This window comes from Stenotrophomonas sp. NLF4-10, assembly GCF_022359915.1.
In the GTDB taxonomy this organism is placed as follows: domain Bacteria; phylum Pseudomonadota; class Gammaproteobacteria; order Xanthomonadales; family Xanthomonadaceae; genus Stenotrophomonas; species Stenotrophomonas daejeonensis.
This window is the reverse complement of the sequence record NZ_JAKSEE010000003.1, coordinates 2,836,670-2,858,081: the sequence shown is the minus strand read 5'-3', so window position 1 is coordinate 2,858,081 and position 21,412 is coordinate 2,836,670. Positions and strand designations below refer to the sequence as shown.

The 21,412-nt window shown below is 69.5% G+C and carries 18 protein-coding genes; 9 read left to right on the top strand and 9 right to left on the bottom strand.

Annotated features, from left to right (window positions below):
• Window positions 1–31 precede the first annotated feature (31 nt).
• The 3 genes from MIC98_RS13470 to MIC98_RS13460 are packed head-to-tail and all read right to left on the bottom strand — an operon-like array spanning window position 32 to window position 2,381.
• The gene (locus tag MIC98_RS13470; protein WP_239737472.1) at window positions 32–439 is read right to left on the bottom strand and encodes a lysozyme inhibitor LprI family protein; all 408 of its coding nucleotides are present in this window, start codon (window positions 437–439) and stop codon (window positions 32–34) included.
• A complete protein-coding gene (gene sufB, locus MIC98_RS13465; protein WP_057639865.1) occupies window positions 436–1,911 on the bottom strand; it encodes a Fe-S cluster assembly protein SufB in 1,476 nt (491 codons plus the stop codon). Before sufB ends, MIC98_RS13470 begins: the two co-directional genes overlap by 4 nt.
• Before the next feature lie 23 nt (window positions 1,912–1,934).
• A complete protein-coding gene (locus MIC98_RS13460) occupies window positions 1,935–2,381 on the bottom strand; it encodes an SUF system Fe-S cluster assembly regulator (RefSeq protein ID WP_057639864.1) in 447 nt (148 codons plus the stop codon).
• A gap of 176 nt (window positions 2,382–2,557) precedes the next feature.
• On the opposite strand from MIC98_RS13460, the gene MIC98_RS13455 reads away from it, so the two are divergent.
• Window positions 2,558–3,025: an SET domain-containing protein-lysine N-methyltransferase gene (locus tag MIC98_RS13455; RefSeq protein ID WP_057639863.1), complete on the top strand. Its 468-nt coding sequence runs from the start codon at window positions 2,558–2,560 to the stop codon at window positions 3,023–3,025.
• Window positions 3,026–3,129: 104 nt separating this feature from the next.
• Here MIC98_RS13455 and MIC98_RS13450 read toward each other — a convergent pair whose 3' ends face one another.
• The 3 genes from MIC98_RS13450 to MIC98_RS13440 all read right to left on the bottom strand — a co-directional run bounded on the left by MIC98_RS13450 (window position 3,130) and on the right by MIC98_RS13440 (window position 4,717).
• Complete coding sequence (locus MIC98_RS13450) at window positions 3,130–3,717, bottom strand: DUF1439 domain-containing protein (protein ID WP_239737471.1); 588 nt, start codon at window positions 3,715–3,717, stop codon at window positions 3,130–3,132.
• Window positions 3,718–3,801: 84 nt separating this feature from the next.
• Complete coding sequence (locus MIC98_RS13445; protein WP_057639861.1) at window positions 3,802–4,101, bottom strand: DUF3861 family protein; 300 nt, start codon at window positions 4,099–4,101, stop codon at window positions 3,802–3,804.
• 217 nt (window positions 4,102–4,318) lie between these two features.
• Window positions 4,319–4,717: an HU family DNA-binding protein gene (locus MIC98_RS13440; RefSeq protein WP_057639948.1), complete on the bottom strand. Its 399-nt coding sequence runs from the start codon at window positions 4,715–4,717 to the stop codon at window positions 4,319–4,321.
• A 362-nt stretch (window positions 4,718–5,079) separates the two neighbouring features.
• On the opposite strand from MIC98_RS13440, the gene MIC98_RS13435 reads away from it, so the two are divergent.
• A complete protein-coding gene (locus MIC98_RS13435; protein ID WP_239737470.1) occupies window positions 5,080–6,765 on the top strand; it encodes an amidohydrolase in 1,686 nt (561 codons plus the stop codon).
• Window positions 6,766–6,929: 164 nt separating this feature from the next.
• Here MIC98_RS13435 and MIC98_RS13430 read toward each other — a convergent pair whose 3' ends face one another.
• Both MIC98_RS13430 and gshB read right to left on the bottom strand, forming a co-directional pair.
• A complete protein-coding gene (locus tag MIC98_RS13430; RefSeq protein ID WP_239737469.1) occupies window positions 6,930–7,820 on the bottom strand; it encodes an energy transducer TonB in 891 nt (296 codons plus the stop codon).
• Window positions 7,817–8,764, bottom strand: coding sequence for a glutathione synthase (gene gshB, locus MIC98_RS13425; protein ID WP_239737468.1), 948 nt, complete (start codon window positions 8,762–8,764; stop codon window positions 7,817–7,819). Before gshB ends, MIC98_RS13430 begins: the two co-directional genes overlap by 4 nt.
• A 253-nt stretch (window positions 8,765–9,017) precedes the next feature.
• On the opposite strand from gshB, the gene pilG reads away from it, so the two are divergent.
• The 7 genes from pilG (at window position 9,018) to MIC98_RS13390 (ending at window position 20,562) form a co-directional block, all read left to right on the top strand.
• The gene (gene pilG, locus MIC98_RS13420; protein WP_057639857.1) at window positions 9,018–9,419 is read left to right on the top strand and encodes a twitching motility response regulator PilG; all 402 of its coding nucleotides are present in this window, start codon (window positions 9,018–9,020) and stop codon (window positions 9,417–9,419) included.
• A gap of 19 nt (window positions 9,420–9,438) precedes the next feature.
• Window positions 9,439–9,801: a response regulator gene (locus MIC98_RS13415; protein ID WP_057639856.1), complete on the top strand. Its 363-nt coding sequence runs from the start codon at window positions 9,439–9,441 to the stop codon at window positions 9,799–9,801.
• Window positions 9,801–10,331 carry a chemotaxis protein CheW gene (locus tag MIC98_RS13410; RefSeq protein WP_057639855.1) on the top strand — a complete coding sequence of 177 codons (531 nt, stop codon included), beginning with the start codon at window positions 9,801–9,803 and terminating at the stop codon, window positions 10,329–10,331. Before MIC98_RS13415 ends, MIC98_RS13410 begins: the two co-directional genes overlap by 1 nt.
• Before the next feature lie 38 nt (window positions 10,332–10,369).
• Entirely contained in the window at window positions 10,370–12,406 is a 2,037-nt protein-coding gene (locus MIC98_RS13405) for a methyl-accepting chemotaxis protein (protein ID WP_239737467.1), read from the top strand.
• A gap of 111 nt (window positions 12,407–12,517) precedes the next feature.
• Window positions 12,518–18,721 (top strand): Hpt domain-containing protein, encoded by a 6,204-nt coding sequence (locus tag MIC98_RS13400; RefSeq protein WP_239737466.1) that lies wholly within the window; start codon window positions 12,518–12,520, stop codon window positions 18,719–18,721.
• A complete protein-coding gene (locus MIC98_RS13395) occupies window positions 18,708–20,060 on the top strand; it encodes a chemotaxis protein CheB (RefSeq protein WP_239737465.1) in 1,353 nt (450 codons plus the stop codon). Before MIC98_RS13400 ends, MIC98_RS13395 begins: the two co-directional genes overlap by 14 nt.
• Window positions 20,061–20,088: 28 nt before the next feature.
• Complete coding sequence (locus tag MIC98_RS13390) at window positions 20,089–20,562, top strand: chemotaxis protein CheW (protein WP_057642089.1); 474 nt, start codon at window positions 20,089–20,091, stop codon at window positions 20,560–20,562.
• An 86-nt stretch (window positions 20,563–20,648) separates the two neighbouring features.
• On the opposite strand, the gene MIC98_RS13385 is transcribed toward MIC98_RS13390, so the two are convergent.
• Window positions 20,649–21,383 carry a 16S rRNA (uracil(1498)-N(3))-methyltransferase gene (locus MIC98_RS13385; RefSeq protein WP_239737464.1) on the bottom strand — a complete coding sequence of 245 codons (735 nt, stop codon included), beginning with the start codon at window positions 21,381–21,383 and terminating at the stop codon, window positions 20,649–20,651.
• Window positions 21,384–21,412: the final 29 nt, after the last annotated feature.

Below are 21,412 nucleotides of genomic sequence, written 5' to 3'. Positions count from 1 at the left end.
CGTCTTGTTCATATAGGGGCAGGCGTGCAGTTCAGCGGGAAACGTCCGCGAGGAAGTGCGCGCGCAGATAGGCGGTGCGCTGGCGGGTGAGCTCGGCCTGGGCGGTGGCGTACTCCAGCAGGTAGATCGAGCCGTATTCGACCTGCGCGCTCTGGCCCTCGGCCAGCGGGAACTGCGCCGCCAGGTCCGCGTCGCGCAACTGCACCCACAGCCGTTGCGCAGCCTTGAGACGCTCCGCGGCGACGGGCTGGCCCTTCATGGAGCCCAGGATCTGCTTGTAGGCGGTGTTCAATTCGGCATCGGCCCTGCCCAGGTCTTCGAATGCGCACTGGTTCATTTCCAGTTGCGAGCCATCGACGTTGCAGGCTGGCTGCTGTGCCAGCGATGGCAATGCCAGTCCCAGCAGGAGTGGAGCCGACAGGAGCACGAAGCGACTCATCCGACCGAGCCTTCCAGGCTGACTTCCAGCAGTTTCTTGGCCTCGACCGCGAACTCCATCGGCAGTTCGCGGAACACCTGCTTGCAGAAGCCGTCGACGATCATCGACACCGCGTTCTCCTGGTCGATGCCGCGCGAGCGGCAGTAGAACATCTGGTCGTCGGAGATCTTGGAGGTGGTGGCCTCGTGCTCGACCGTGGCGCCGGGGTTCTTCACCTCGATGTAGGGGAAAGTGTGGGCGCCGCACTTCTTGCCGATCAGCAGCGAGTCGCACTGGGTGTAGTTGCGCGCACCATCGGCGCCGGCGGCGACCTTGACCAGCCCGCGGTAGGTGTTCTGGCCGTGGCCGGCGCTGATGCCCTTGCTGACGATCTTGCTCTTGGTGCGCTTGCCGACGTGGATCATCTTGGTGCCGGTGTCGGCCTGCTGGCGGTGGTGGGTGAGCGCCACCGAGTGGAACTCGCCCACCGAGTCGTCGCCCAGCAGCACGCAGGACGGGTATTTCCAGGTGATGGCGCTGCCGGTTTCCACCTGCGTCCAGGTCACCTTGGCGCGCGCGCCGCGGCATTCGGCGCGCTTGGTGACGAAGTTGTAGATGCCGCCGACGCCGTTCTCGTCGCCGGGGTACCAGTTCTGCACGGTGGAGTACTTGATCTCGGCGTCTTCCAGCGCGACCAGTTCGACCACCGCCGCGTGCAGCTGGTTCTCGTCGCGCATCGGCGCGGTGCAGCCTTCCAGATACGAGACGTAGGCCTTGTCCTCGCAGATGATCAGGGTGCGCTCGAACTGGCCGGTGTGGCCGGCGTTGATGCGGAAGTAGGTGCTCAGCTCCATCGGGCAGCGCACCCCGGCCGGGATGAACACGAAGCTGCCGTCGGAGAACACCGCCGAGTTCAGCGCGGCGAAGTAGTTGTCGCCCACCGGCACCACGGTGCCCAGGTACTGCTTGACCAGCTCGGGGTGTTCCTTGATGGCCTCGGACATGGAGCAGAAGACGATGCCCTTCTCGGCCAGTTCCTTGCGGAAGGTGGTGCCGACGGACACCGAGTCGAACACCGCGTCCACCGCCACGCCGGCCAGCTTGGCACGCTCGTGCAGCGGCACGCCCAGCCGGTCGTAGGTGTCGAGCAGCTCCTTGGGAACCTCGTCCAGCGACTTGTACTTCGGCCCCTTCGGCGCGGAGTAGTAGCTCAGCGCCTGCAGGTCGATCGCGCCGATCTTCAGCTTGGCCCAGTCCGGCTGGCGCATGGTCAGGAAGTGGCGGTAGGCGTCCAGGCGCCATTGCGTCATCCACTCCGGCTCCTCCTTGCGCGCGGAGAGCGCACGGATGGTGTCCTCGTCCAGGCCCGGCGGCAGCGAGTCCGACTCGATGTCGGTGACGAAGCCGGCGTCGTACTTGCGGCCGAGCTGCTCGTGGATCTCGCGGTTGGCGCTGTCGGCGGTGGCGGGGGTTTCGATGGTTTCGGTGGCCATGTGGGGGGGCTGCCTACGGTGATTCAGGAAACGACGGCGACGGTGATCCGTCGTCGGTCGGCAATGGGCAAGGGGTGCAGCATCTGCGCCAGGGTGACGCCGCGCAGCGCTTCGGCCAGCACGTCGTTGATCAGGCGCCAGTTCGAGCGCACGCCGCACTGGTCGGCGATGCCGCACTGGCTGTGGTCGTGGCTGCATTCGGTGATCGCCAGCGGGCCTTCCATCGCCTCGACGATCTCAATCAGGCTGATGTCGGTGGCGGGGCGGGCCAGGCGGTAGCCGCCGCGCACGCCGCGCAGGCCTTCCACCAGCCCGGCCTGTGCCAGCGGCTTGAGCAGCTTGCTGACGGTGGGCGGCTCCAGCCCGGCGGCCTCGGCCAGTTCGGTCGCGCTCAGCACTTCGCCCGGCCGTGCGGCGAGCACGGTCAGCACGACGGTGGCGTAATCGGTGAGCTTGGTGACGCGGAGCATCGCTGGGCGGGGGAATTCAATGTGGACCGAAATTGTACTCTTTTGCCGCCGGCGCCTCAAACCCGGGCAATGCCGGCCGGTTGACCCAGGTCAAGGCGGCCTCGGATGGCGCCGGGCTTGGGATGCGGCGCGTTCCTGCGCGAGAATCGCCGTTCCCATCGTTCACGGTCGTCCCCATGCCCAAGAAGATCCAGGCGCGCAAATCCACCATCCACGGCAACGGCGTGTTTGCGCTGGCTCCCCTGCGCAAGGGCGAGCGGGTGATCGAGTACAGGGGCCTGCGCCGCACCCATGCCGAGGTGGATGCCGACGACGCCGGCGACGTGGAGAGCGGCCACACCTTCCTGTTCACCTTGAACGACGACTACGTCATCGACGCCAACCACAAGGGCAATGATGCGCGCTGGATCAACCACAGCTGCGCGCCGAACTGCGAGGCGGTGATCGCCGAGGCCGAGGGCGACGACCGCACCGCCGACAAGGTGTTCATCGAGGCGATCCGCGACATCAAGCCGGGCGAGGAGCTGACCTACAACTACGGCATCACCCTGGCCGAGCGGCACACCCCGCGGCTGAAAAAGATCTGGGAATGCCGTTGCGGCTCGCGCAAGTGCACCGGGACGATGCTGCAGCCGAAGCGCTAGGGTCCGTAGGTCGGGGTTACATCCCCGACGCACGGGATACGGGACTGCCTGCGTCGGGGATGTAACCCCGACCTACAGGCGCCGGATTTGCCCGGCATGGATCCTCAGTTGCCCAGCAGCCCTTGCGGCAACAGGTTGCCGAGGTTCCGGTTGAAATCCACCGCGATGCGGCCGTTCTCGATGCCCACCGACTGCACCTGCAGGGTGTCCATGATCCGGGCGATGGCCGGGTCGATGCGGTAGATCGGCTCGCGGCGCGCGTAGTCGGCCAGCCACGTGTTGAGCAGGCTGCGGGTGCCGGCGTCGAGCTCGCCGCCGGCCATCGCCGGCTTGAAGGTGTCGATGGTGGGCTGTTCGAGGTGGAAGCCGCGGGTGCCGGCGTCGTAGCGCAGGCCGCTGCTCAGGCCCACGCTGCCCACCGGCATCGATGCGCTGCCGGCGGCGGCCATCGCCAGGTCGAACTGCAGGTTCAGGCGGTTGCCGGCCGGCAAGGTGAGGTGGGGCTGGCTGACCGTCAGCGCGAGCAGGCCACCCAATGCCTTCTGCGAGCGCGGGAAGCTGCCGTCCAGGTACTGCTGCACGTCGACCGCATCCACGGTGAGCTGCCGGCCCTTGACCTGCGGCGCGGCGTGGGCGGTGGCGGCAAGGGCGAGGCAGGCCGCGGCGGGCAACAGCAGGGTGCGGAAGTTCATCGGTCGTGGACGGTGGTGGCGATGGCTCGCACGATAACCGCAAACGGTGAACGCCCGGTTAGCCGCGCGCCGCCGGCATGGCGTTCATTGCTGCACGTCGCGCAACGCCTGCAGCTTGGTGACCAGCCCGCCCAGTTCCGGTTGCAATGCCGCCAGCAGATGGGCGTCGTTGCGTGCCGACGCCGCCAGCGTTTCCAGCAGGCCGGCGGCAACCACCGCGCTGGCGGCCTCTGTGCAGGACAACTGGCGTTGCATGCCTTCCAGTTCGCGCATCCAGTTGCGCGGGCTGCGCTGCTCGAACTCGATGGTGCAGCGGCCGGTGCAGGGCAGGCCATCGGCCTCGATCGGGGTGACGGTGATGCGGTAGCGGTGCGGGTTGGACATGGTGATGCCGGGGGAGATTGCCTGAGGGCCACCATAGGCCGCCGGCATGGCCGCGGCGAGGTCCCGGCCATGACGCTGTGTTCCAGCGTGGAACGGGCCTCGCGCCTGGAACGGACCGGTCCGTTGCAGCGTCGTCACGCGGCCGTGGATGCCGGGACAAAAACAAACGGGACGGCAATGCCGTCCCGTCCGGTTCGCCTGAAAGGCGCGCGCGTTGTCAGAGCGCGGCGTCCTTGAGCTTCTTCAGCGGGCGGACCTTGATCTTGGTGGTGGCCGGCTTGGCGGCGAACACCTGCTCTTCCTTGGTGAACGGGTTGATGCCCTTGCGCTTCGGCTTGGCCGGCACGTGCACGGTGCTGATCTTCAGCAGGCCCGGCAGGGTGAAGCTGCCCGCGCCCTTCTTGTGGACCGATGCGGAAACGGCGCCTTCCAGCGCGGCCAGCACGGCACGGACGTCCTTGGCGGCGACGCTGGTCGCTTCGGCCAGGTGGGCGACCAGACCAGACTTGGTCAGGGCTTCCTTGATCGGCTTGGGAGCGGCCGGCTTGGCGGCAGCCTTCGGTGCAACTTTCTTCACTGCCTTCTTCGGGGCAGCCTTCTTAGCGGTCTTTGCCATGATTTCCTGTTCCGTGAACGGTTGGTTGTTGGTCGTGCCGACCCCGTCGGCTAGCGAAATGTAGGGCATGCGCCGGGCATCGCCAATAGGGAATCGCACAAAAAGCCCGTCAAAATCGCTTCCATCGGCCGTCATGCGGCATGTGAGCGCTCGTGGCATGCGGAAAAAGCCGGGTTTTCCCGCTTGTGCCCGCACTTCGCGGCGGTTGCGGACTGGCGCCGGCAGGCCGGCTTTCGCGCATGTCCGGGCGCTGCAATGCACAAGCTGCCGGCCGATGCTGCGCATCGTTCGTGCCGATCCGGTTTGTCACCTCCCGCTCGATGGCGGCATAGTCGCCGCACCTCAGTCCGGGAGTGCCCCGCATGCGCCGCATCGCCTGTCTTGCCCTGTTGCTTCCGTGCCTGCACGCATTGCCGGCCCATGCCGAAGTACGCGTGCTGGTCGCCGACAGCATCCGCACCGGCGATCCGCAGCAGCCGCTGGCCACCGCACTGGCATGGGACACGGAAGATGGCCGCCTGTTGGCGGTGGGGCAGCGCGAGGCGTTGTTGCGGCAGTATCCGCAGGCTCCGCGCATCGATGCCGGCGCCGCCACCGTGGTACCCGGGTTGATCGACGCGCATGCGCACCTGGTCTACCTGGGCAACGCGCTGGCGCAAGCGGACCTGATCGGTACGCGCAGCCGCACCGAAGTGGTGCAGCGCCTGCGTGCATTCGAGCAGACGCTGGCGCCGGGCGAATGGCTGCTCGGCGCTGGCTGGGACCAGAACCATTGGGAGGACGGCACCGGCTTTCCCACCGCCGCGGATCTGGATGCGGCCTTCCCGGAGCGCCCGGTGTACCTGGATCGCATCGACGGACACGCCGGCTGGGTCAACAGTGCGGCGCTGCGCATCGCCGAGCAGGCGGCCGGCAAGCCGCTGGCCGGCGACTGGCAGCCGCAGGGCGGGCGCATCGTGCGCGATGCCGCCGGCAACGCGACCGGCGTGCTGGTGGATAACGCCGCCGGACTGGTGAGCGCCCACATTCCGTCGCCGGATGCGGCCGCGCGCGAGAAGCGCCTGCTGGCCGCATTGCACGAAGCGGTGCGCAATGGCCTCACCGGCGTGCACGACATGGGCGTGTCGCGCGAAGACCTGGCGCTGATGAAGCAGCTGGCCGACCAGGGCAAGCTGCCGCTGCGCATCGATGCCTATGCCGATGGCAGCCGCGCCGCGCTGGACGACCTGTGCGCGGATGGCCCGTACCGGCATCCGGGCGGGCGCCTGCAGATGCGCGGGGTCAAGCTGTTCATGGATGGCGCGCTGGGCAGCCGCGGCGCGGCGATGCTGGCCGACTACAGCGACGACCCGCACAACCGCGGCCTGCTGGTCACCTCGCCGCAGGACTACGAAGTGGCCGTGCGCAAGGCCGCCGGCTGCAAGCTGCAGGTGGCGACCCATGCCATTGGCGACCGCGGCAACCGCATCGTGCTCGATACCTATGAACGGGTGCTGGGCGCGGACAAGGGCAGTGACCACCGTTGGCGGGTGGAGCATGCGCAGGTGGTGGCGCTGGAGGACATCCCGCGCTTCGCCGGGCTGGGTGTCGTCGCCTCGATGCAGCCGACCCACGCTACCTCGGACATGGGCTGGGCCGAACTGCGCGTCGGCCCGGAACGGATCAAGGGCGCCTACGCGTGGCAGCGCTACCTGCACAGTGGCGCGCATCTGGCGCTGGGATCGGATTTCCCGGTCGAGCGGGTCGATCCGCGCCTGGGCCTGTACGCGGCGGTGACGCGGCAGGACCGCGACGGCCGGCCGCCGGGCGGTTGGCAGCCGGAACAGCGGCTGAGCGCGGCCGAGGCGCTGCGCGGCTTCACCAGCGATGCGGCGTGGGCCGGCCACGACGAGGCCGAGGTCGGCCGCCTGCAACCCGGCCTGCATGCCGATTTCGTCGTATTCGACCGCGACCCGCTGGACGGTGACGTGCGTCTGGACGAATTGAAGGTGCTGTCAACGTGGGTCGATGGCGAGGCGGTGTACGAGGCTGATTTGCACGCCGATTGAGTGTGGGGCGCACTTCGGGTGCGATGCGGCCATCGGCAACTGCCGAATGCACTTGTAGGTGTGGGGCTTGCCCCACACGGCGCTTTCCCGGTGAAGCCACATGCGGGGCAAGCCCCGCATCTACGGGAAACGTCGCAGGTCGGGGCTACGTCCCCGACCTGCCATCAGCGGTCGTCGCGCAGGCTGCCGCCGGGCAGGAACACCCAGGTGCGGGTGACCTGTAGGATGTCGATGTCGTCGTTGGTCCGCGGCAACGGCGGAAACGGCTGCGCCAGCTCCACCACCCGCAGCGCGGCGGCGTCGAGCAGCGGGGTGCCGCTGCTGCGCAGGATGCGGCTGCTTTCCACGCTGCCGTCGCGGCGCACGCCGACGGTAATGACCACCTGCCCGCCGAGCCGGCGCTGGCGCGCTTCGTCCGGGTAGTTGAGGTTGCCGACGCGCTCGGCGCGGTCCACCCACGCGCGCAGGTAATTGGCGTAGACGTATTCGCGGGTACTGGCCGAGACGAACTTGCGGTTCGGGCGCTTGGCGTATTGCTCCGAGCGCAGGTGCACCTCGGCGGCCAGCCGCGCCATCTCGGCGTCGCGCTGCTCACGCGCGGTCATCGGTGCGTTGGCGTCGGGCAGCTCGGGCAGCGGCCGGGGCTGCGCGTCGGGCACCACGTCTTCGCCGCGCTGGCTGCTGACCACGCGCGCCTGCGGCGGTGGTTGCATGGCGGCAGCTTGGCGTTGCTGCGGTACCGGCGCCAGCCCGGCGCGCGGTTGCGGCACGATGCCGCCCTGGGTGTCGCGCGGCCGCTGCGGCGTGTCGTGGTCGCCGCCACCCTGCTGGTTGGCCTGGGCGAGGAAGTCGGCCTGCTTCGGTGTCAGCGGCGTGCTGGTCTGGCTGAAGATCACGTCCAGGGTCGGCACCAGCGGCGCGTTGTCGCTGACCGCGAAGCCCACGCCGAGGATCAGCAGCCCATGCACCAGCGCCGACAGCACCAGCGTGGCGCCCAGGCGCTGCTGCTCGGTGGCCTGCGGCGGCGCGGGCAGGGTGCCGGAGGGGGCGTTCATCGGGCGGGGCCGGCCTCGATCGCGTCGAACAACTGCCCGGCGATGTTCAGCCCGAACTGCGCGTCCAGCTCGCGCACGCAGGTGGGGCTGGTGACGTTGACCTCGGTGAGGTAGTCGCCGATCACGTCCAGGCCGACGAAGCGCATGCCGCGGCGCTTCATCTCCGGGCCGACCTGCGCGGCGATCCAGCGGTCGCGCTCGCTCAGCGGTCGGCCTTCGCCGCGGCCGCCGGCGGCGAGGTTGCCGCGGAATTCGTCGCCCTGCGGGATGCGCGCCAGGCAGTAGTCCACCGGTTCGCCGTCGATCAGCAGGATGCGCTTGTCGCCGGCGCTGATGTCGGGGATGAAGCGCTGCGCCAGCGCCAGCCGGCGGCCGCCGTCGGTCAGGGTTTCCAGGATCACGTTGAGGTTCGGGTCGCCGTCGCCGCTTCGGAAGATCGAGCGCCCGCCCATGCCGTCCAGCGGCTTGAGCACCACCTGCCCGTGCTCCAGCGCAAACGCCTTCAGGTCGCGGGCGTCGCGGCTGACCAGGGTGGGCGGGCAGCACTGCGGGAACAGCAGGGCGGCCAGCTTCTCGTTGAAGTCGCGCAGCCCCTGCGGGTCGTTGACCACCTGCGCACCGGCCTGCTGGGCGACGCCGAGGACGTGGGTGTCGTACAGGTACTCGCCGTCGAACGGCGGGTCCTTGCGCATCAGCACCACCTGGCCGGGGCCGAATGCCAGCGGTGCGAACTCGCCCAGCGTGAACCAGCCGGCCTTGTCGTCGCGCACCTGCAGCGGCGCCGCCTCGGCCACCGCCGCGCCGCCGCGCAGCGCCAGCCCGCCGGGGCGCACATAGTGCAGGCGGTGGCCGCGGCGCTGGGCTTCCAGCAGCATGGCGAAGGTGGTGTCCTTGGCGATCTTGATCTGGGCGATGGGGTCCATCACCACGATGACGTCCAGCATGGTCCGCAGCCTTTCGGGTCAAGGGGGCGATGGTAGCGTCCGCGCATGGCGGGCGCCCAGCGCCGCGCGTGGCCCGGTGCGTTGCGCGGCTGAATGGCCCCGCGCACGCGACTGCGATGGGGTTCACATCCGGGCTCCCGGCGGCCGCGCCGCAACGCCCGCCCTTGACAGTTCGCGGCGGTATTGGGATATAGATCGCCTTCGCAGCAACGCCGTGTCCAAATGGAGCGTTGCGCGCGCCGGGGAATTGCCAATGGTTGAAAACATGGCTGCGGGTGGGGAACTCGCAGGATTGAAGGTGATGGTCATCGATGATTCGAAGACCATCCGACGCACTGCCGAAACGCTGCTCAAGCGCGAAGGCTGCGAGGTCGTGACCGCGAGCGACGGCTTCGAGGCACTGGCCAAGATCGCCGACCAGCAGCCGCAGATCATCTTCGTGGACATCATGATGCCGCGCCTGGATGGCTACCAGACCTGCGCGCTGATCAAGGGCAACCAGCTGTTCAAGGCCACGCCGGTGATCATGCTGTCCTCCAAGGACGGCCTGTTCGACAAGGCGCGCGGCCGCATCGTCGGCTCGGAGCAGTACCTCACCAAGCCGTTCACGCGCGACGAACTGTTGGGTGCCATCCGCACATACGTCAACGCCTGAACCAGGGGGTAAGGCAACAATGGCTCGAATCCTGTTGATCGAGGACTCACCGACCGACCGGGCGGTGTTCACGCAATGGCTCGAAAAGGCCGGGCACGAGGTGCTGGCCACCGACAATGCCGAGGAAGGCCTGCAGATCGCCCGCAGCCAGTCGCCGCAGCTGGTGCTGATGGACGTGGTGCTGCCGGGCATGAGCGGTTTCCAGGCCACCCGCGCGCTGTCGCGCGACGAGGCCACGCGCAACATCCCGGTGCTGATCGTCAGCACCAAGAGCATGGAAACCGACATGGCCTGGGGCATGCGCCAGGGCGCCACCGACTACATCGTCAAGCCGCCGCGCGAAGATGCGTTGATCGCGCGCATCAACCAGTTGGTGGGCTGATGCGCTCGCCATTCGACATCCTCGAAGCCTACGAACGCCGCAGCCTGGCGCACGCGGTGCAGTTGCCCGAGCGGCAGTTCGCGCAGGACGTGTGGCGCGGCGTCGGCTACCGCGTCGGCAACCAGCGGCTGGTGTCCGACTTCCGCGAAGTGGTGGAAATCGTGCCGATGCCGCCGGTCACCCCGGTGCCGGGCGCGCAGCCGTGGCTGCTGGGCGTGGGCAACCTGCGCGGCAACCTGTTCCCGGTGGTGGACCTGAAGTATTTCCTGGAAGGTCAGCGCACCGTCCAGCAGGAAGGCCACCGCGTGCTGATCATGCGCCAGACCGGCGGCGACGTCGCGCTGAGCATCGACGAGCTGTACGGCCAGCGCAGCTTCGAAGCCTCGCAGCAGGTGGACGCCGGCGCCATCGCCCGCGGCCGCTATGCCCATTTCGTCGAGCGTGCGTTCAACGACGGCAGCCACGACTGGGGCGTGTTCTCGCTCTCGCTGCTGTCCCGCACCCCTGAATTCCGGCAGGCCGCCGCCTGAGCGCGGGCCCGCCCTTCCGTATTGGATAGAGGTTGAACATGAGTACTGCTGCAGATGCCGCCAAGGCGGGCAAGACCGGCAACGTGGGAACCAATTTCTGGCTGGGCCTGCTGGTGTTGTCGATGATCGTGTTCGGCGCCAACACCGGCGTGGCGACGTGGCAGGGCAGCCGCCTGGCCGGCGCCAGCACCGGCGTGGCCGACCTGCAGGTGCTGTCGCAGCAGCTGGCCAACCAGGGCCGCGAGGCCGTGGCCGGCAACCGCGACGCCTACGCCGCGTTCAAGGACACCCGCACCAAGGTGGAGAGCACGGTGGCCGCGCTGGACGGGCGCTTCGGCCAGGAGCCGGGCGTGGCCGCGCCGCTGCGCACGCTGGTCGATACCTGGCAGCCGCTGTCCAAGAACGCCGAGCAGATCGTGGCCAGCGAGCCGGCGGTGCTGGCGCTGGCCGGCAATGCCGACAACTTCGTCGGTGCGGTGCCGCAGCTGCAGGCGCAGCTGAACGAGGTGGTGCGCGCGATGACCGCCAGCGGCGCCCAGGCCTCGCAGATCTACAGTGGCCTGCAGCAGGTGGTGGTCGTCGGCACGATGGCACGCCGGGTCACGGAAATCCGCGCCGGCGGCCCCGGCGCGAGCAGCGCCGGCGACGCGCTGGCGCGCGACATGACCGTGTTCGGCCAGGTGCTGGAAGGCCTGCGCAACGGCAACGAGGAACTGGGCATCACCGCGGTGCGCAACGCCAACGTGCAGGTCGCGCTGGAGCAGTCGGCCAACCAGTGGGCGAAGATGAAGAAGGACGCCGACACCATCCTGGCCAGCTCGCGCAACCTGTTCGCCGCGCAGTCCTCGGCGGCGGCGCTGGCGGCCGGCTCGGACAAGATGCTGGCCGATAGCAAGAAGCTGTTCGACGCCTTCTCCGCGTTCGGTTCCACCCGCGACACCCGCATCTTCCCGAACTTCTGGTGGAGCGTGGTGTTCGGCGCGCTGTCGCTGCTGTCGATCATTGCCTTCGTCTGGAGCTCGGTGCGCAGCCGCTCGCGCGAGCAGGAACTGCGCTACCAGACCCAGGTGGAGTTCAACAGCCGCAACCAGCAGGCGATCATGCGGCTGCTGGACGAAATCAGCTCGCTGGGTGAAGGCGACCTGACGGTGAAGGCCTCGGTGACCGAGGACATGACCGGCGCCATCGCCGACGCAATCAACTACGCCGTGGACGAACTGCGCCACCTGGTGACCACCATCAACGACACCTCCAGCAAGGTGGCGGTGTCGGCGCAGGAAACCCAGGCCACCGCCATCCAGCTGGCCGAAGCGGCCGGCCACCAGGCCGACGAGATCACCAGCGCCTCGGACCGCATCGGCGAAATCGCCTCGTCCATCGAACAGGTGTCGCGCAACTCCAACGAGTCGGCCGAAGTGGCGCAGCGCTCGGTGGTCATCGCCACCGAAGGCGCCGGCGTGGTGCGCCAGACCATCCAGGGCATGGACCAGATCCGCGACCAGATCCAGGAAACCTCCAAGCGCATCAAGCGGCTGGGCGAGTCCTCGCAGGAGATCGGTTCGATCGTGGAACTGATCAACGACATTTCCGAGCAGACCAACATCCTGGCGTTGAACGCGGCGGTGCAGGCGGCCTCGGCCGGCGAGGCCGGCCGCGGTTTCGCGGTGGTGGCCGACGAAGTGCAGCGACTGGCAGAACGCACCTCCGGCGCGACCCGCCGGATCGAAGGCCTGGTGCAGGCGATTCAGGCCGATACCAACGAAGCGGTGACCTCGATGGAGCAGACCACCGCCGAAGTGGTGTCCGGCGCGCGCCTGGCCGAGGACGCCGGTACCGCACTGACCGAGATCGAGCGCGTGTCCAACGCGCTGAACACCCTCATTCGAAACATCTCCATCGCCGCCCACCAGCAGTCCGCCGCCGCTACCGACATCACCCAGACGATGGGCGTGATCCGGCAGATCACCGGCCAGACCTCGCAGGGTGCCGGGCAGACCGCCGAGTCGCTGGGCCAGCTGAACCAGCTGGCAGCCGAGCTGCGCCGCTCGGTGGCCGACTTCAAGCTGCCGGCCTGAAGCGTCTGAACGGGGGGCGGGGATGCAAAGGAACCAGCTGATGAAGTGTCGTCACAACGCAAAGCAGGGCCGCCCGGACGGCATGCGATCGATGCTGTACGGGGGAGTGCGATGAATACCTTGCGCGATGCGATGAGCCACGCGGCGCTGGGCTGGGTCAAGCCGGAACTGGACGAAACCCTGCGCCAGGCCCGCAATGAAATCGAGTATTTCGTCGAGGACCCCGCTGACGGCAGCCGCATGCGTTTCTGCGCCGGCTACCTGCACCAGGTGCAGGGCACGCTGCGCATGGTCGAGCTGTACGCCCCGGCGATGGTTGCCGAGGAGCTGGAGCAGCTGGCCGACGCCGTGCGCGACGGCGGCGTGCCCGACCGCGACGAAGCCTGCGCCACGCTGATGCGCGGCACCGTGCTGCTGCCCGACTACCTGGAACGCCTGCAGAACGGCCACCGCGACATCCCGATCGTGCTGCTGCCGCTGCTCAACGAGATCCGCGCCGCACGCGGCGCCGAAGGCATCAACGAAAGCGTGCTGTTCGCCTTCAACCCGGAGGCCGGCGACGCCAGCGAAGCCGAGCTGGAACACGCGCGCGGCAGCCTGGCCGGGCGCAACCGCGAGCTGCTGGACACGGTTGGCGGCGCGGTCAAGGAGGAACTGCTGCGCATCAAGGACGCGCTGGACCTGCACGTACGCATGGGCGGCACACCGTCCGAACTGCAGCCGCAGGTCGACGAGCTCAACGCCGTGGCCGACACGCTCGGGGTGATGGGGCTGGGCGTGGCGCGCGGCGTGGTGACGCAGCAGCGCGACGCGCTGCGCGAAGTGGTGGCCGGTACCCGGCCGATCGACGACAACCTGCTGCTGGACATCGCCGGTGCACTGCTCTACGTCGATGCCTCGCTGGACGACCAGGTTGCCTACCTGGGCGCCAACATCGATGGCGACGAAGACCCGGCCTCGGTGGAAACCCGGCGCACGGTCGAGGTGCTGGCACACGAGGCCATCGCCAATTTCGCCGCCGCGCGCGAAGCCTTCATCGCCTTCATCGAGACCAACTGGGACCATGCCCGCCTGCAGGACGTGCCGCGCCTTCTCGACGAGGTCGCCGGCGCGCTGCGCATGCTCGACCTGCCGACTCCCGCCGATTACCTGGGCGGCGTGCGCCAGTACATCGGCGTCGAGCTGATCGGCCGCAAGCGCGTCCCCGGTGGTCGCCAGCTCGACACGCTGGCCGATGCGATGGCCAGCCTGGAGTACTACCTCGAAGCCTTGCGCGAGCGCCGTCCGGGCCGCGACGAAATCCTCGACATCACCCGCAGCAGCCTGGAAGCGCTGCACTACTGGCCGGTGCCGCCGGAGCGGCAGGAAATCGAGGCGCCGATTCCCACGGTTGCCGTGGCGACTCCTGCCGTGGTGCCGCCGCCGGTCAGCGAAGAAATCGCCGCTCCCGTTGCCAGCGCCCCGGCGCCGGTGGTGGAAGCTTCGGCTGCGCCGCCGCGGCCGCTGCTGTTTGCCGAGGCCATCCACGCCAAGCCGACTCCGCCGGAGTCGCCAGCGGCAGTGCCGCCGCCCGAACTGCCGATCCCGGCTGCCGATCCGGCGCCTGCCGACATTGCACCGGTGGTCACCGCGGCCGATGGCATGACGTTCACTGCGCTGGATGCCGACGATGGCGCCGCGCCGGTGCCGGTCGAGCTGCCGGAACTTCCGCATTCCTTCGGCACCGAGCCGGTGACGACGCATGAAGCCGCCGGGGAGGCCAAGCCGGCCAGCGATGGTTTCCTCGCCTTCGACCCGGTGTCCGCCGAGGACTGGAATCTGGCCGATGCCCCCGCCGACACCGGCGATGGCAGCGCCACGCCCTTCGATTTCGAGGCCGAAGTCCAGCAGCCTGTGGCCGAAGCCGGGCATGATGCGGGCCCCGCACCGGGGATGCCGCTTACCACGCCCGCCGAGGTCGAAGCCGAGGACGCATCGACGCAGCCGGCCGACGCGCCAGCGATCGAAGTGGACCCCGAAATCGCCGCCTTCATGGCCGAGTTGAACATGGCCGCGGCTGCGTTCGACCCGCTCGCCGCGGAATCCACCGCACCGGCGGAAACGGCGGTACCCGCTCCGTCGGTGCCGATAGCGGCTTCCGCCGCGGCCAGCGTGCCGCGCGTGGAAGGCGGTTTCGACGACAGCGCCGAGCAGATCGACCAGGACATCCGCGAGGTGTTCATCGAGGAATTCGACGAGGAACTGGAAAACCTCGGCCGCCTGCTGCCGATCTGGCGCGCCGCGCCGGACAACCTGGAACGCCTGCGCCCGGTGCGGCGCGTGTTCCACACGCTGAAGGGCAGTGGCCGGCTGGTGGGCGCACGCACGCTGGGTGAGTTCAGCTGGAAGATCGAGAGCATGCTCAACCGCGTGCTCGACGGCAGCCGCCCGGCCAGCCCGGCGGTGGTGGCGATGGTCAACCAGGCCTACGAGGTGCTGCCGCAGTTCAATGCCGCGCTGCGCGGCAGCGGTCACATCCATTCCGACGTGCTCGGCATGCAGGACGTGGCCGACCGCATCGCCGCCGGCGAGGAAGCCTTCCACGTCGCCGGCGAAGTGGCGGCGCCCGCCGCCGCGCCGGTCGCGCAGCAACCGCAGCCCGTTGCGGAACCGGTGCCGGCCGGTACGCCGGCGTCGGTGGACAGCGTGCTGCGCGAAATCCTCGAAGCCGAAGTCGGCCAGCACCTGGCCACGGTCAAGGAGTGGCTGGCGCGCTCGCGTCCGCAGCCGCAGCCGGTGACCGACGAATTGCTGCGCGCGGTGCACACGATGAGTGGCGCCTTCGCGATGACCGATGTGCCGGAAATCACCGCGGTGACCGCGCCGGTCGAGTCCTTCGTCAAGCGTTCGCTGGCCAACGCGGTCACCCCGGACCCGCAGGGGGTCGAAGCGATGGCCGAGGCCGCCACCGCGGTGGCGGCGACGATCACTGCATTGCAGGCGCCTTCGCCGCTGATTCCGTCGTTCGCGCCGCTGGCCGCGCGCCTGCAGGTGCTGGTCGATGCATTGCCCGAGGCGCAGTGGCCGCCGCTGGTCGACGACCTTGCCGATGACGATGCGGACGACGCTGACGCCGCACCCGAAACCCCGGTCGCCGAGGTGCAGGAACTGGCGGGCATCGAGGATCTTTCCGCTTATTTCGACCCGTCGCTGCTGGACCTGCCGTCTGGCGACAGTGGAGCCGCGCAGGCGGTCACCGGTGGAGACGAAATCCGTCTGGACGACGTGGCTGCGGAACTGCCTGTCGCGTTCGTGGACGACGTGCCGGCAACTTTCGACGCCGGCATCCCGCTCGAACCGGCCGTCGAGACTGCCAATGCGCAGGAAGACGTGCCTGCTCCCACGCTGTCGATGGAAGGGTTCGATCCGGGCATCGCCGCTGGTACTGACGACCACGCCGATCCAGCGCCGGTCGTCCTGCCGCCCGGATTGCCGGCCGGATTGCCGGCCGAAAGCGCCGAGGTCGAGGCGCCGCAGGCGGGCATGGAAGAACCCGTTGTCGATCACGAGGCGACCGAAGCCGTCGTCGAAACGATCGCGATCGATGAAATCGACGCGCCCGCCGAGGTTGCACCGGCAGTGCCGGAGGCCGAGGCGGAAGCACCGCTCGCGGCGCTTGACGAACACGCCGCTGGCCTGACGCTGGAAGCCGAAGCCGAAGCCGAAGCCGAAGCCGAAGCCGAAGCCGAAGCCGAAGCCGAAGCCGTCGAGCTGGCGCCGTTGACCGCGCCGGTCGAAGAGGAAATCCCCGCACCCGCGATGGCCGTGGCCAGCGCCGACAAGGCTGGGCTCGATGCCGGCCCGCTCGACTTCGACGAACTCGACCGCGAACTGGTCGACATCTTCGTCGAGGAAGGCAAGGACCTGCTCGATCATTGCGATGGTGTCATCAGCCAGCTGCGTTCGGCGCCGGAAGACCGCGAACTGCTGGCCGAGTTGCAGCGCGACCTGCACACGCTCAAGGGCGGCGCGCGCATGGCCGGCATCAACGCCATCGGCGACCTCGGCCACGGCATCGAATCGCTGCTGGAAGCGGTGGCGGCCAACCGCACCGAGATCGGCCGCAGCGACGTGCAACTGCTCGAACGCGGTTTCGACCGCCTGCACCAGCTGCTGCTGCACACCGGCGCCCACCGCGCGGTGCAGATGCCCGGCGACCTAGTCGAAGCCTTCGAGGCCCGCACCGCCGGTCGCAGCCCGGTGCAGGAAGCCGCGCCGGCCGCCGACCTCGCGCCGCAGCCGCAAGCTCCGGTCGAGGTGACGCTGCCCACGTTCGATGCTGTATCGCCGGAAGCGACGCCTGAAAGCGAACCGGCAGCCGAAGAAATTCCTGCGCCGGTGACTGTCGAAACCGCGGTGCCGGTCGCCGAGGCCGTCGTCGCCCCGGTCGCCGCCATTGCCACCGCGCCGCTGTCGGCGCCAGTGGTGGAAGCGCAGGCCAGCGACGAGGAGGGCGCCCCGCGCACGCAGGAACAGGTCCGCGTCCGCGCCGACCTGCTCGACAACCTGGTCAACCACGCCGGCGAAGTGGCGATCTACCGCTCGCGCCTGGAACAGCAGCTGGGTGCGTTCCGCAACGCGATGGCCGAGCTGGACCGCACCAACGCCCGTCTGCGCGACCAGTTGCGCCGCCTGGACCTGGAAACCGAGGCGCAGATCGTCGCCCGTTACCAGCGCGAGCAGGACCAGGCCGAGCAGGCGTTCGATCCGTTGGAGCTGGACCGCTTCTCCACGCTGCAACAGCTCAGCCGCGCGCTGAACGAGTCGGCGGCCGACCTGGGTGGCCTGCAGGGCGTGCTCGACGACCTGTCGCGCAACTACGACACGCTGCTGCAGCAGCAGTCGCGGGTCAGCTCGGAACTGCAGGACGGCCTGATGCGCGCGCGCATGGTGCCGTTCGACGGCCTCGTGCCGCGCCTGCGCCGCGTGGTCCGCCAGGCCGCGCAGGAAACCGGCAAGCAGGTGCACCTGCTGCTGGACGGTACCCATGGCGAACTGGACCGCAACGTGCTCGACCGCATGGTCGCGCCGCTGGAACACATGCTGCGCAACTCCGTCGCGCATGGCCTGGAAACGCCGGCCGCGCGCCAGGCCGCCGGCAAGCCGGAAGAGGGCAACATCACCCTGCGCCTGCGCCGCGAAGGTTCGGAAATCGTGCTGGAAGTGGCCGACGACGGTGCCGGCCTCGACCGCGAGGCGATCCGCCGCCGCGCCGAGCAGCGCGGCCTGATCGAAGCCGGGGCGCAGCTCGACGACGCGCAGCTGGACAACCTGATCTTCGCCTCCGGCTTCAGCACCAGCGAGCAGGTCAGCCAGCTCGCCGGCCGCGGCGTGGGCATGGACGTGGTGCGCAACGAAGTGCGCCAGCTCGGTGGCTCGGTGGACATCCACTCCGTGCGCGGGCAGGGCGTCACCTTCACCCTGCGCCTGCCGCAGACGCTGGCGGTCACCCAGGCGGTGTTCGTGCGCATCGGCGAAACCACCTTCGCCGTGCCGGTGGCCTCGGTCAGCGGCATCGGCCGCATCGCCCGCGAACGCTTCGAATCCGGGCAGGGCGGCTACCACTACAACGGCGAGGACTACTCGCTGCACGACCTGGGTACGCTGGTCGGCCAGGCCGCGGCCAAGGCCGAGGGCCAGCCGCAGGTGCCGCTGCTGCTGGTGCGCGCCGGCGAACTGCGCGCCGCGGTGGCGATCGACCAGGTGCTGGGCAACCGCGAAATCGTGGTCAAGCCGGTGGGCCTGCAGATCGCCTCGGTGCAGGGCATCTACGGCGCCACCATCACCGGCGAAGGCAACGTGGTGGTGATCCTGGACGTCGCCCCGCTGGTGCGCCGCCACCTGTCGCAGCCCCAGGCGCCGGTACAGGCCGAGGCGGCCACCGGCCAGCACGAGGTGCCGCTGGTGATGGTGGTGGACGACTCGCTGACCATGCGCAAGGTCACCGGCCGCGTGCTGGAACGCCACAACTTCGAGGTGGTGGTCGCGCGCGACGGCGTGGAAGCGCTGGAGCGGCTGGAAGAGCGCGTGCCCGACCTGATGCTGCTGGACATCGAGATGCCGCGCATGGACGGCTACGAGCTGGCCACCGCGATGCGTGCCGACGCGCGCTACAAGGCGGTGCCGATCGTGATGATCACCTCGCGCAGCGGCGACAAGCACCGCCAGCGCGCCTTCGAGATCGGCGTGCAGCGCTACCTCGGCAAGCCGTACCAGGAGCTGGATCTGATGCGCAACGTCTACGACCTGCTGGGGATTGCCCGTGCTCGCGAATGACCGCCCCACCGACAAGCCGGTGGCCCTGCTGGCCCGGCCGGGCGCCGCACGCGAGCGCCTGAAGGAAGCCCTGCAGGCCGCCGGTGGCCGCCTGGTGCTGGAAGACGACCCGAACACGCTCGACGCGGCGGCCTTGCAGGCCTCCAGCGCCAGCGTGGTGCTGGTGGCGCTGGAGCCGGCGGTCGAGGACGCGCTGGAGCGCCTCGAAACCGTGCTGCAGGCGCCGCACCTGAGCCTGGTGTTCGACGAGGCGGAGCTGGCCGGGCGCCGTGAAGGCTGGGAAGCGCAGCGCTGGGTCCGCCACCTGGCGGCCAAGCTGCACGGCCATGACAACGTGCTGCCGCCGGGACAGGAACAGGACGTCGCGCCGTTGCCGGAGCCAGGCATGCCCGAGCGCCCGGCCGAACGCCACGCCGACGCGCCGCTGCAGTTCCACCTCGACGAAGCCGTCGAGCATGCCGACGAAGTGCCGGCCGATGCCCTGTACGTGCCGCCGGCCGAACCGGAAGCGGGCGTGCTCAGCTTCGAGGAACTGATGGCGATGGCGCCGCGCGCGCCGTTGGACGAAACGCCGGCCGCGCCCGCGTTGCCGCCGCCGTTGCCGGCCATTGACGCGCAAGCGAGCGTGCCGCCGGCTGCATCGCCGTTGCCGGCGGTGGAGCCGGGCAGTTTCGCCAACTGGTCGCTGGTGGACGACGACGCCTATGTCGCCCCGGTGGCGGACGCCGCCGCGGCTGCCGAGCCGACGCCGGCTCTCCTTTCCGATTCGATGCTGGAACTGGAACCGGTGGTGGAAGCCGGGGTAGGGACGGAGAACCCGGTGCAGGGCGCGGTGCTGCTGCTGGCCGGCATCGGCGGGCCGGACGCCGTGCGCCGCCTGCTGGGCGGGTTGCCGCAGGATTTCCCGTACCCGGTGCTGGTGCAGATGCGCCTGGACGGCGGGCGCTACGCCAACCTGGTCAAGCAGATGGCGCGGGTGTCCGCGTTGCCGGTGCTGCTGGCCGACGCCGGCCATGCCGCCGAGGCCGGCACCGTGCACATCCTGCCCGACGACATGGGGCTGGAGGCCGCCGATGGCGCGCTGCGTTTTGCCGGTGAGGGCGCGGCGCTGCTGCCGCTGCTGCCGTTGCCGCACAGCGCCGTGGTCATGCTCAGCGGCGCCGACCCGGCGCTGGTGCCGGCGGTGCTCGACTTCGCCACGCAGGGTGGCTGGGTGGCCGGCCAGCACGGCGAGGGCTGCTACGACCCGGTCGCGGCCAGCCAGCTGATCACCGCCGGCATGGCCGCCGGCACGCCGGAACAGCTGGCGTCCGAACTGGTACAGCGCAGCGCCGCGTGAACGGCCGCTGCCGATCGAGGAACCGACCATGAGTTATGCAAGCAACGACGAAGTCCGCGGCGTCCTGATCCAGGCAGGCAACGAGCGCGTGCTGCTGCCCAACGCCACCGTCGCCGAAATGATGGCGCGCGTGCAGGTGGAGCCGATCGAAGGCGCGCCGTCGTGGCTGGCCGGCTACATCCACTGGCAGGGCTGGGAAGTGCCGCTGCTGTCCTACGCCCGCTTCAGCAGCCTGGGTGACGAACCGGTCGGCGGCAACAACAAGGTGGTGGTGCTCAAGGCGCTGGGCGGCAACCCCGACATGCCGTATTTCGCCCTGCTGACCCAGTCCTTCCCGCAGTTGATCGCGGTGCCGCGCGACGGCCTGCTTGCCGACGCGGCCGAGGAAAGCCTGCCGCAGGGCGTGCACATGCGCGTGCTGCTGGGCGAGCAGAGCGCGCTGCTGCCCGACCTGGACGCGATCGAGGCGGCGGTGACCGCCGCGCTGGCGGTAGCCGCCTGATGCGTGGATGCGGGGCTTGCCCCGCATGTGGCGTCATGCGCCGGTGATGCTCCGTGCCGGGCAAGCCCGGCACCTACGGGATCCTTCTACAAATCCCCCAGCCGTGCCTGCAGTGCCGCGATCGCGGCCAGCCCCGCCGTTTCGGTACGCAGGATGCGTGGCCCCAACTGCAAGCCCTGAAAGCCGGCATCGGCCAGCTGCCGGCGATCGCGCGGCGACCAGCCGCCCTCCGGGCCGATGGCGACGACCACGCCGTTGGCCGGCGCTTCGGCCAACGTGGCCAAGCGCTGCCCGCCCTGCGGGTCCAGGGTCAGGCGCAGGGTTTGCTCCGGCAATGACGCCACCGCCGCGGCCAGGTTCAGCGGCGGTGCGATGGCCGGAATGCGCGCGCGGCCGGACTGGCCACAGGCCGAGCCGACCACGCTGCGCCAATGCGCCATGCGCTTCTCCGTGCGCGCGGCATCGAGCTTGACCTCGGTGCGCTCGGCGTTCACCGGGACGATGGCGGTCACGCCCAGTTCGGTGGCCTTTTGCAGGATCAAATCCATCTTCTCGCCGCGCGCGATGCCTTGCAGCAGGGTGATGGCCAGCGGCGATTCGTTGTCCAGCGGTTGTGCGTCGTCGATGCGCACCTGCGCGTCGCGCTTGCCCGCCGCGACCAGCGTGGCGGCATAGTCGCGGCCGTCGCCGTTGAACAATACGCAGGCATCGCCCTCGCGCAGCCGCAGCACCCGCAACAGGTGGTTGGCGGCCTCTTCGGGCAGGGGCACGGTCTGGCCGACGGCCAGCGGCAGTTCGACCGGGCAGCGGGTCAGGCGCATGCGCAATGCTCCGGCAGCGGGGCCGCTGC

Excerpts from the sequence above, each read along its gene's own strand:
- MIC98_RS13470 (WP_239737472.1), bottom strand. The coding sequence starts at position 439 with ATGAGTCGCTTCGTGCTCCTGTCGGCTCCACTCCTGCTGGGACTGGCA.
- sufB (WP_057639865.1), bottom strand. The coding sequence starts at position 1,911 with ATGGCCACCGAAACCATCGAAACCCCCGCCACCGCCGACAGCGCCAAC.
- MIC98_RS13460 (WP_057639864.1), bottom strand. The coding sequence starts at position 2,381 with ATGCTCCGCGTCACCAAGCTCACCGATTACGCCACCGTCGTGCTGACC.
- MIC98_RS13455 (WP_057639863.1), top strand. The coding sequence starts at position 2,558 with ATGCCCAAGAAGATCCAGGCGCGCAAATCCACCATCCACGGCAACGGC.
- MIC98_RS13450 (WP_239737471.1), bottom strand. The coding sequence starts at position 3,717 with ATGAACTTCCGCACCCTGCTGTTGCCCGCCGCGGCCTGCCTCGCCCTT.
- MIC98_RS13445 (WP_057639861.1), bottom strand. The coding sequence starts at position 4,101 with ATGTCCAACCCGCACCGCTACCGCATCACCGTCACCCCGATCGAGGCC.
- MIC98_RS13440 (WP_057639948.1), bottom strand. The coding sequence starts at position 4,717 with ATGGCAAAGACCGCTAAGAAGGCTGCCCCGAAGAAGGCAGTGAAGAAA.
- MIC98_RS13435 (WP_239737470.1), top strand. The coding sequence starts at position 5,080 with ATGCGCCGCATCGCCTGTCTTGCCCTGTTGCTTCCGTGCCTGCACGCA.
- MIC98_RS13430 (WP_239737469.1), bottom strand. The coding sequence starts at position 7,820 with ATGAACGCCCCCTCCGGCACCCTGCCCGCGCCGCCGCAGGCCACCGAG.
- gshB (WP_239737468.1), bottom strand. The coding sequence starts at position 8,764 with ATGCTGGACGTCATCGTGGTGATGGACCCCATCGCCCAGATCAAGATC.
- pilG (WP_057639857.1), top strand. The coding sequence starts at position 9,018 with ATGGTTGAAAACATGGCTGCGGGTGGGGAACTCGCAGGATTGAAGGTG.
- MIC98_RS13415 (WP_057639856.1), top strand. The coding sequence starts at position 9,439 with ATGGCTCGAATCCTGTTGATCGAGGACTCACCGACCGACCGGGCGGTG.
- MIC98_RS13410 (WP_057639855.1), top strand. The coding sequence starts at position 9,801 with ATGCGCTCGCCATTCGACATCCTCGAAGCCTACGAACGCCGCAGCCTG.
- MIC98_RS13405 (WP_239737467.1), top strand. The coding sequence starts at position 10,370 with ATGAGTACTGCTGCAGATGCCGCCAAGGCGGGCAAGACCGGCAACGTG.
- MIC98_RS13400 (WP_239737466.1), top strand. The coding sequence starts at position 12,518 with ATGAATACCTTGCGCGATGCGATGAGCCACGCGGCGCTGGGCTGGGTC.
- MIC98_RS13390 (WP_057642089.1), top strand. The coding sequence starts at position 20,089 with ATGAGTTATGCAAGCAACGACGAAGTCCGCGGCGTCCTGATCCAGGCA.
- MIC98_RS13385 (WP_239737464.1), bottom strand. The coding sequence starts at position 21,383 with ATGCGCCTGACCCGCTGCCCGGTCGAACTGCCGCTGGCCGTCGGCCAG.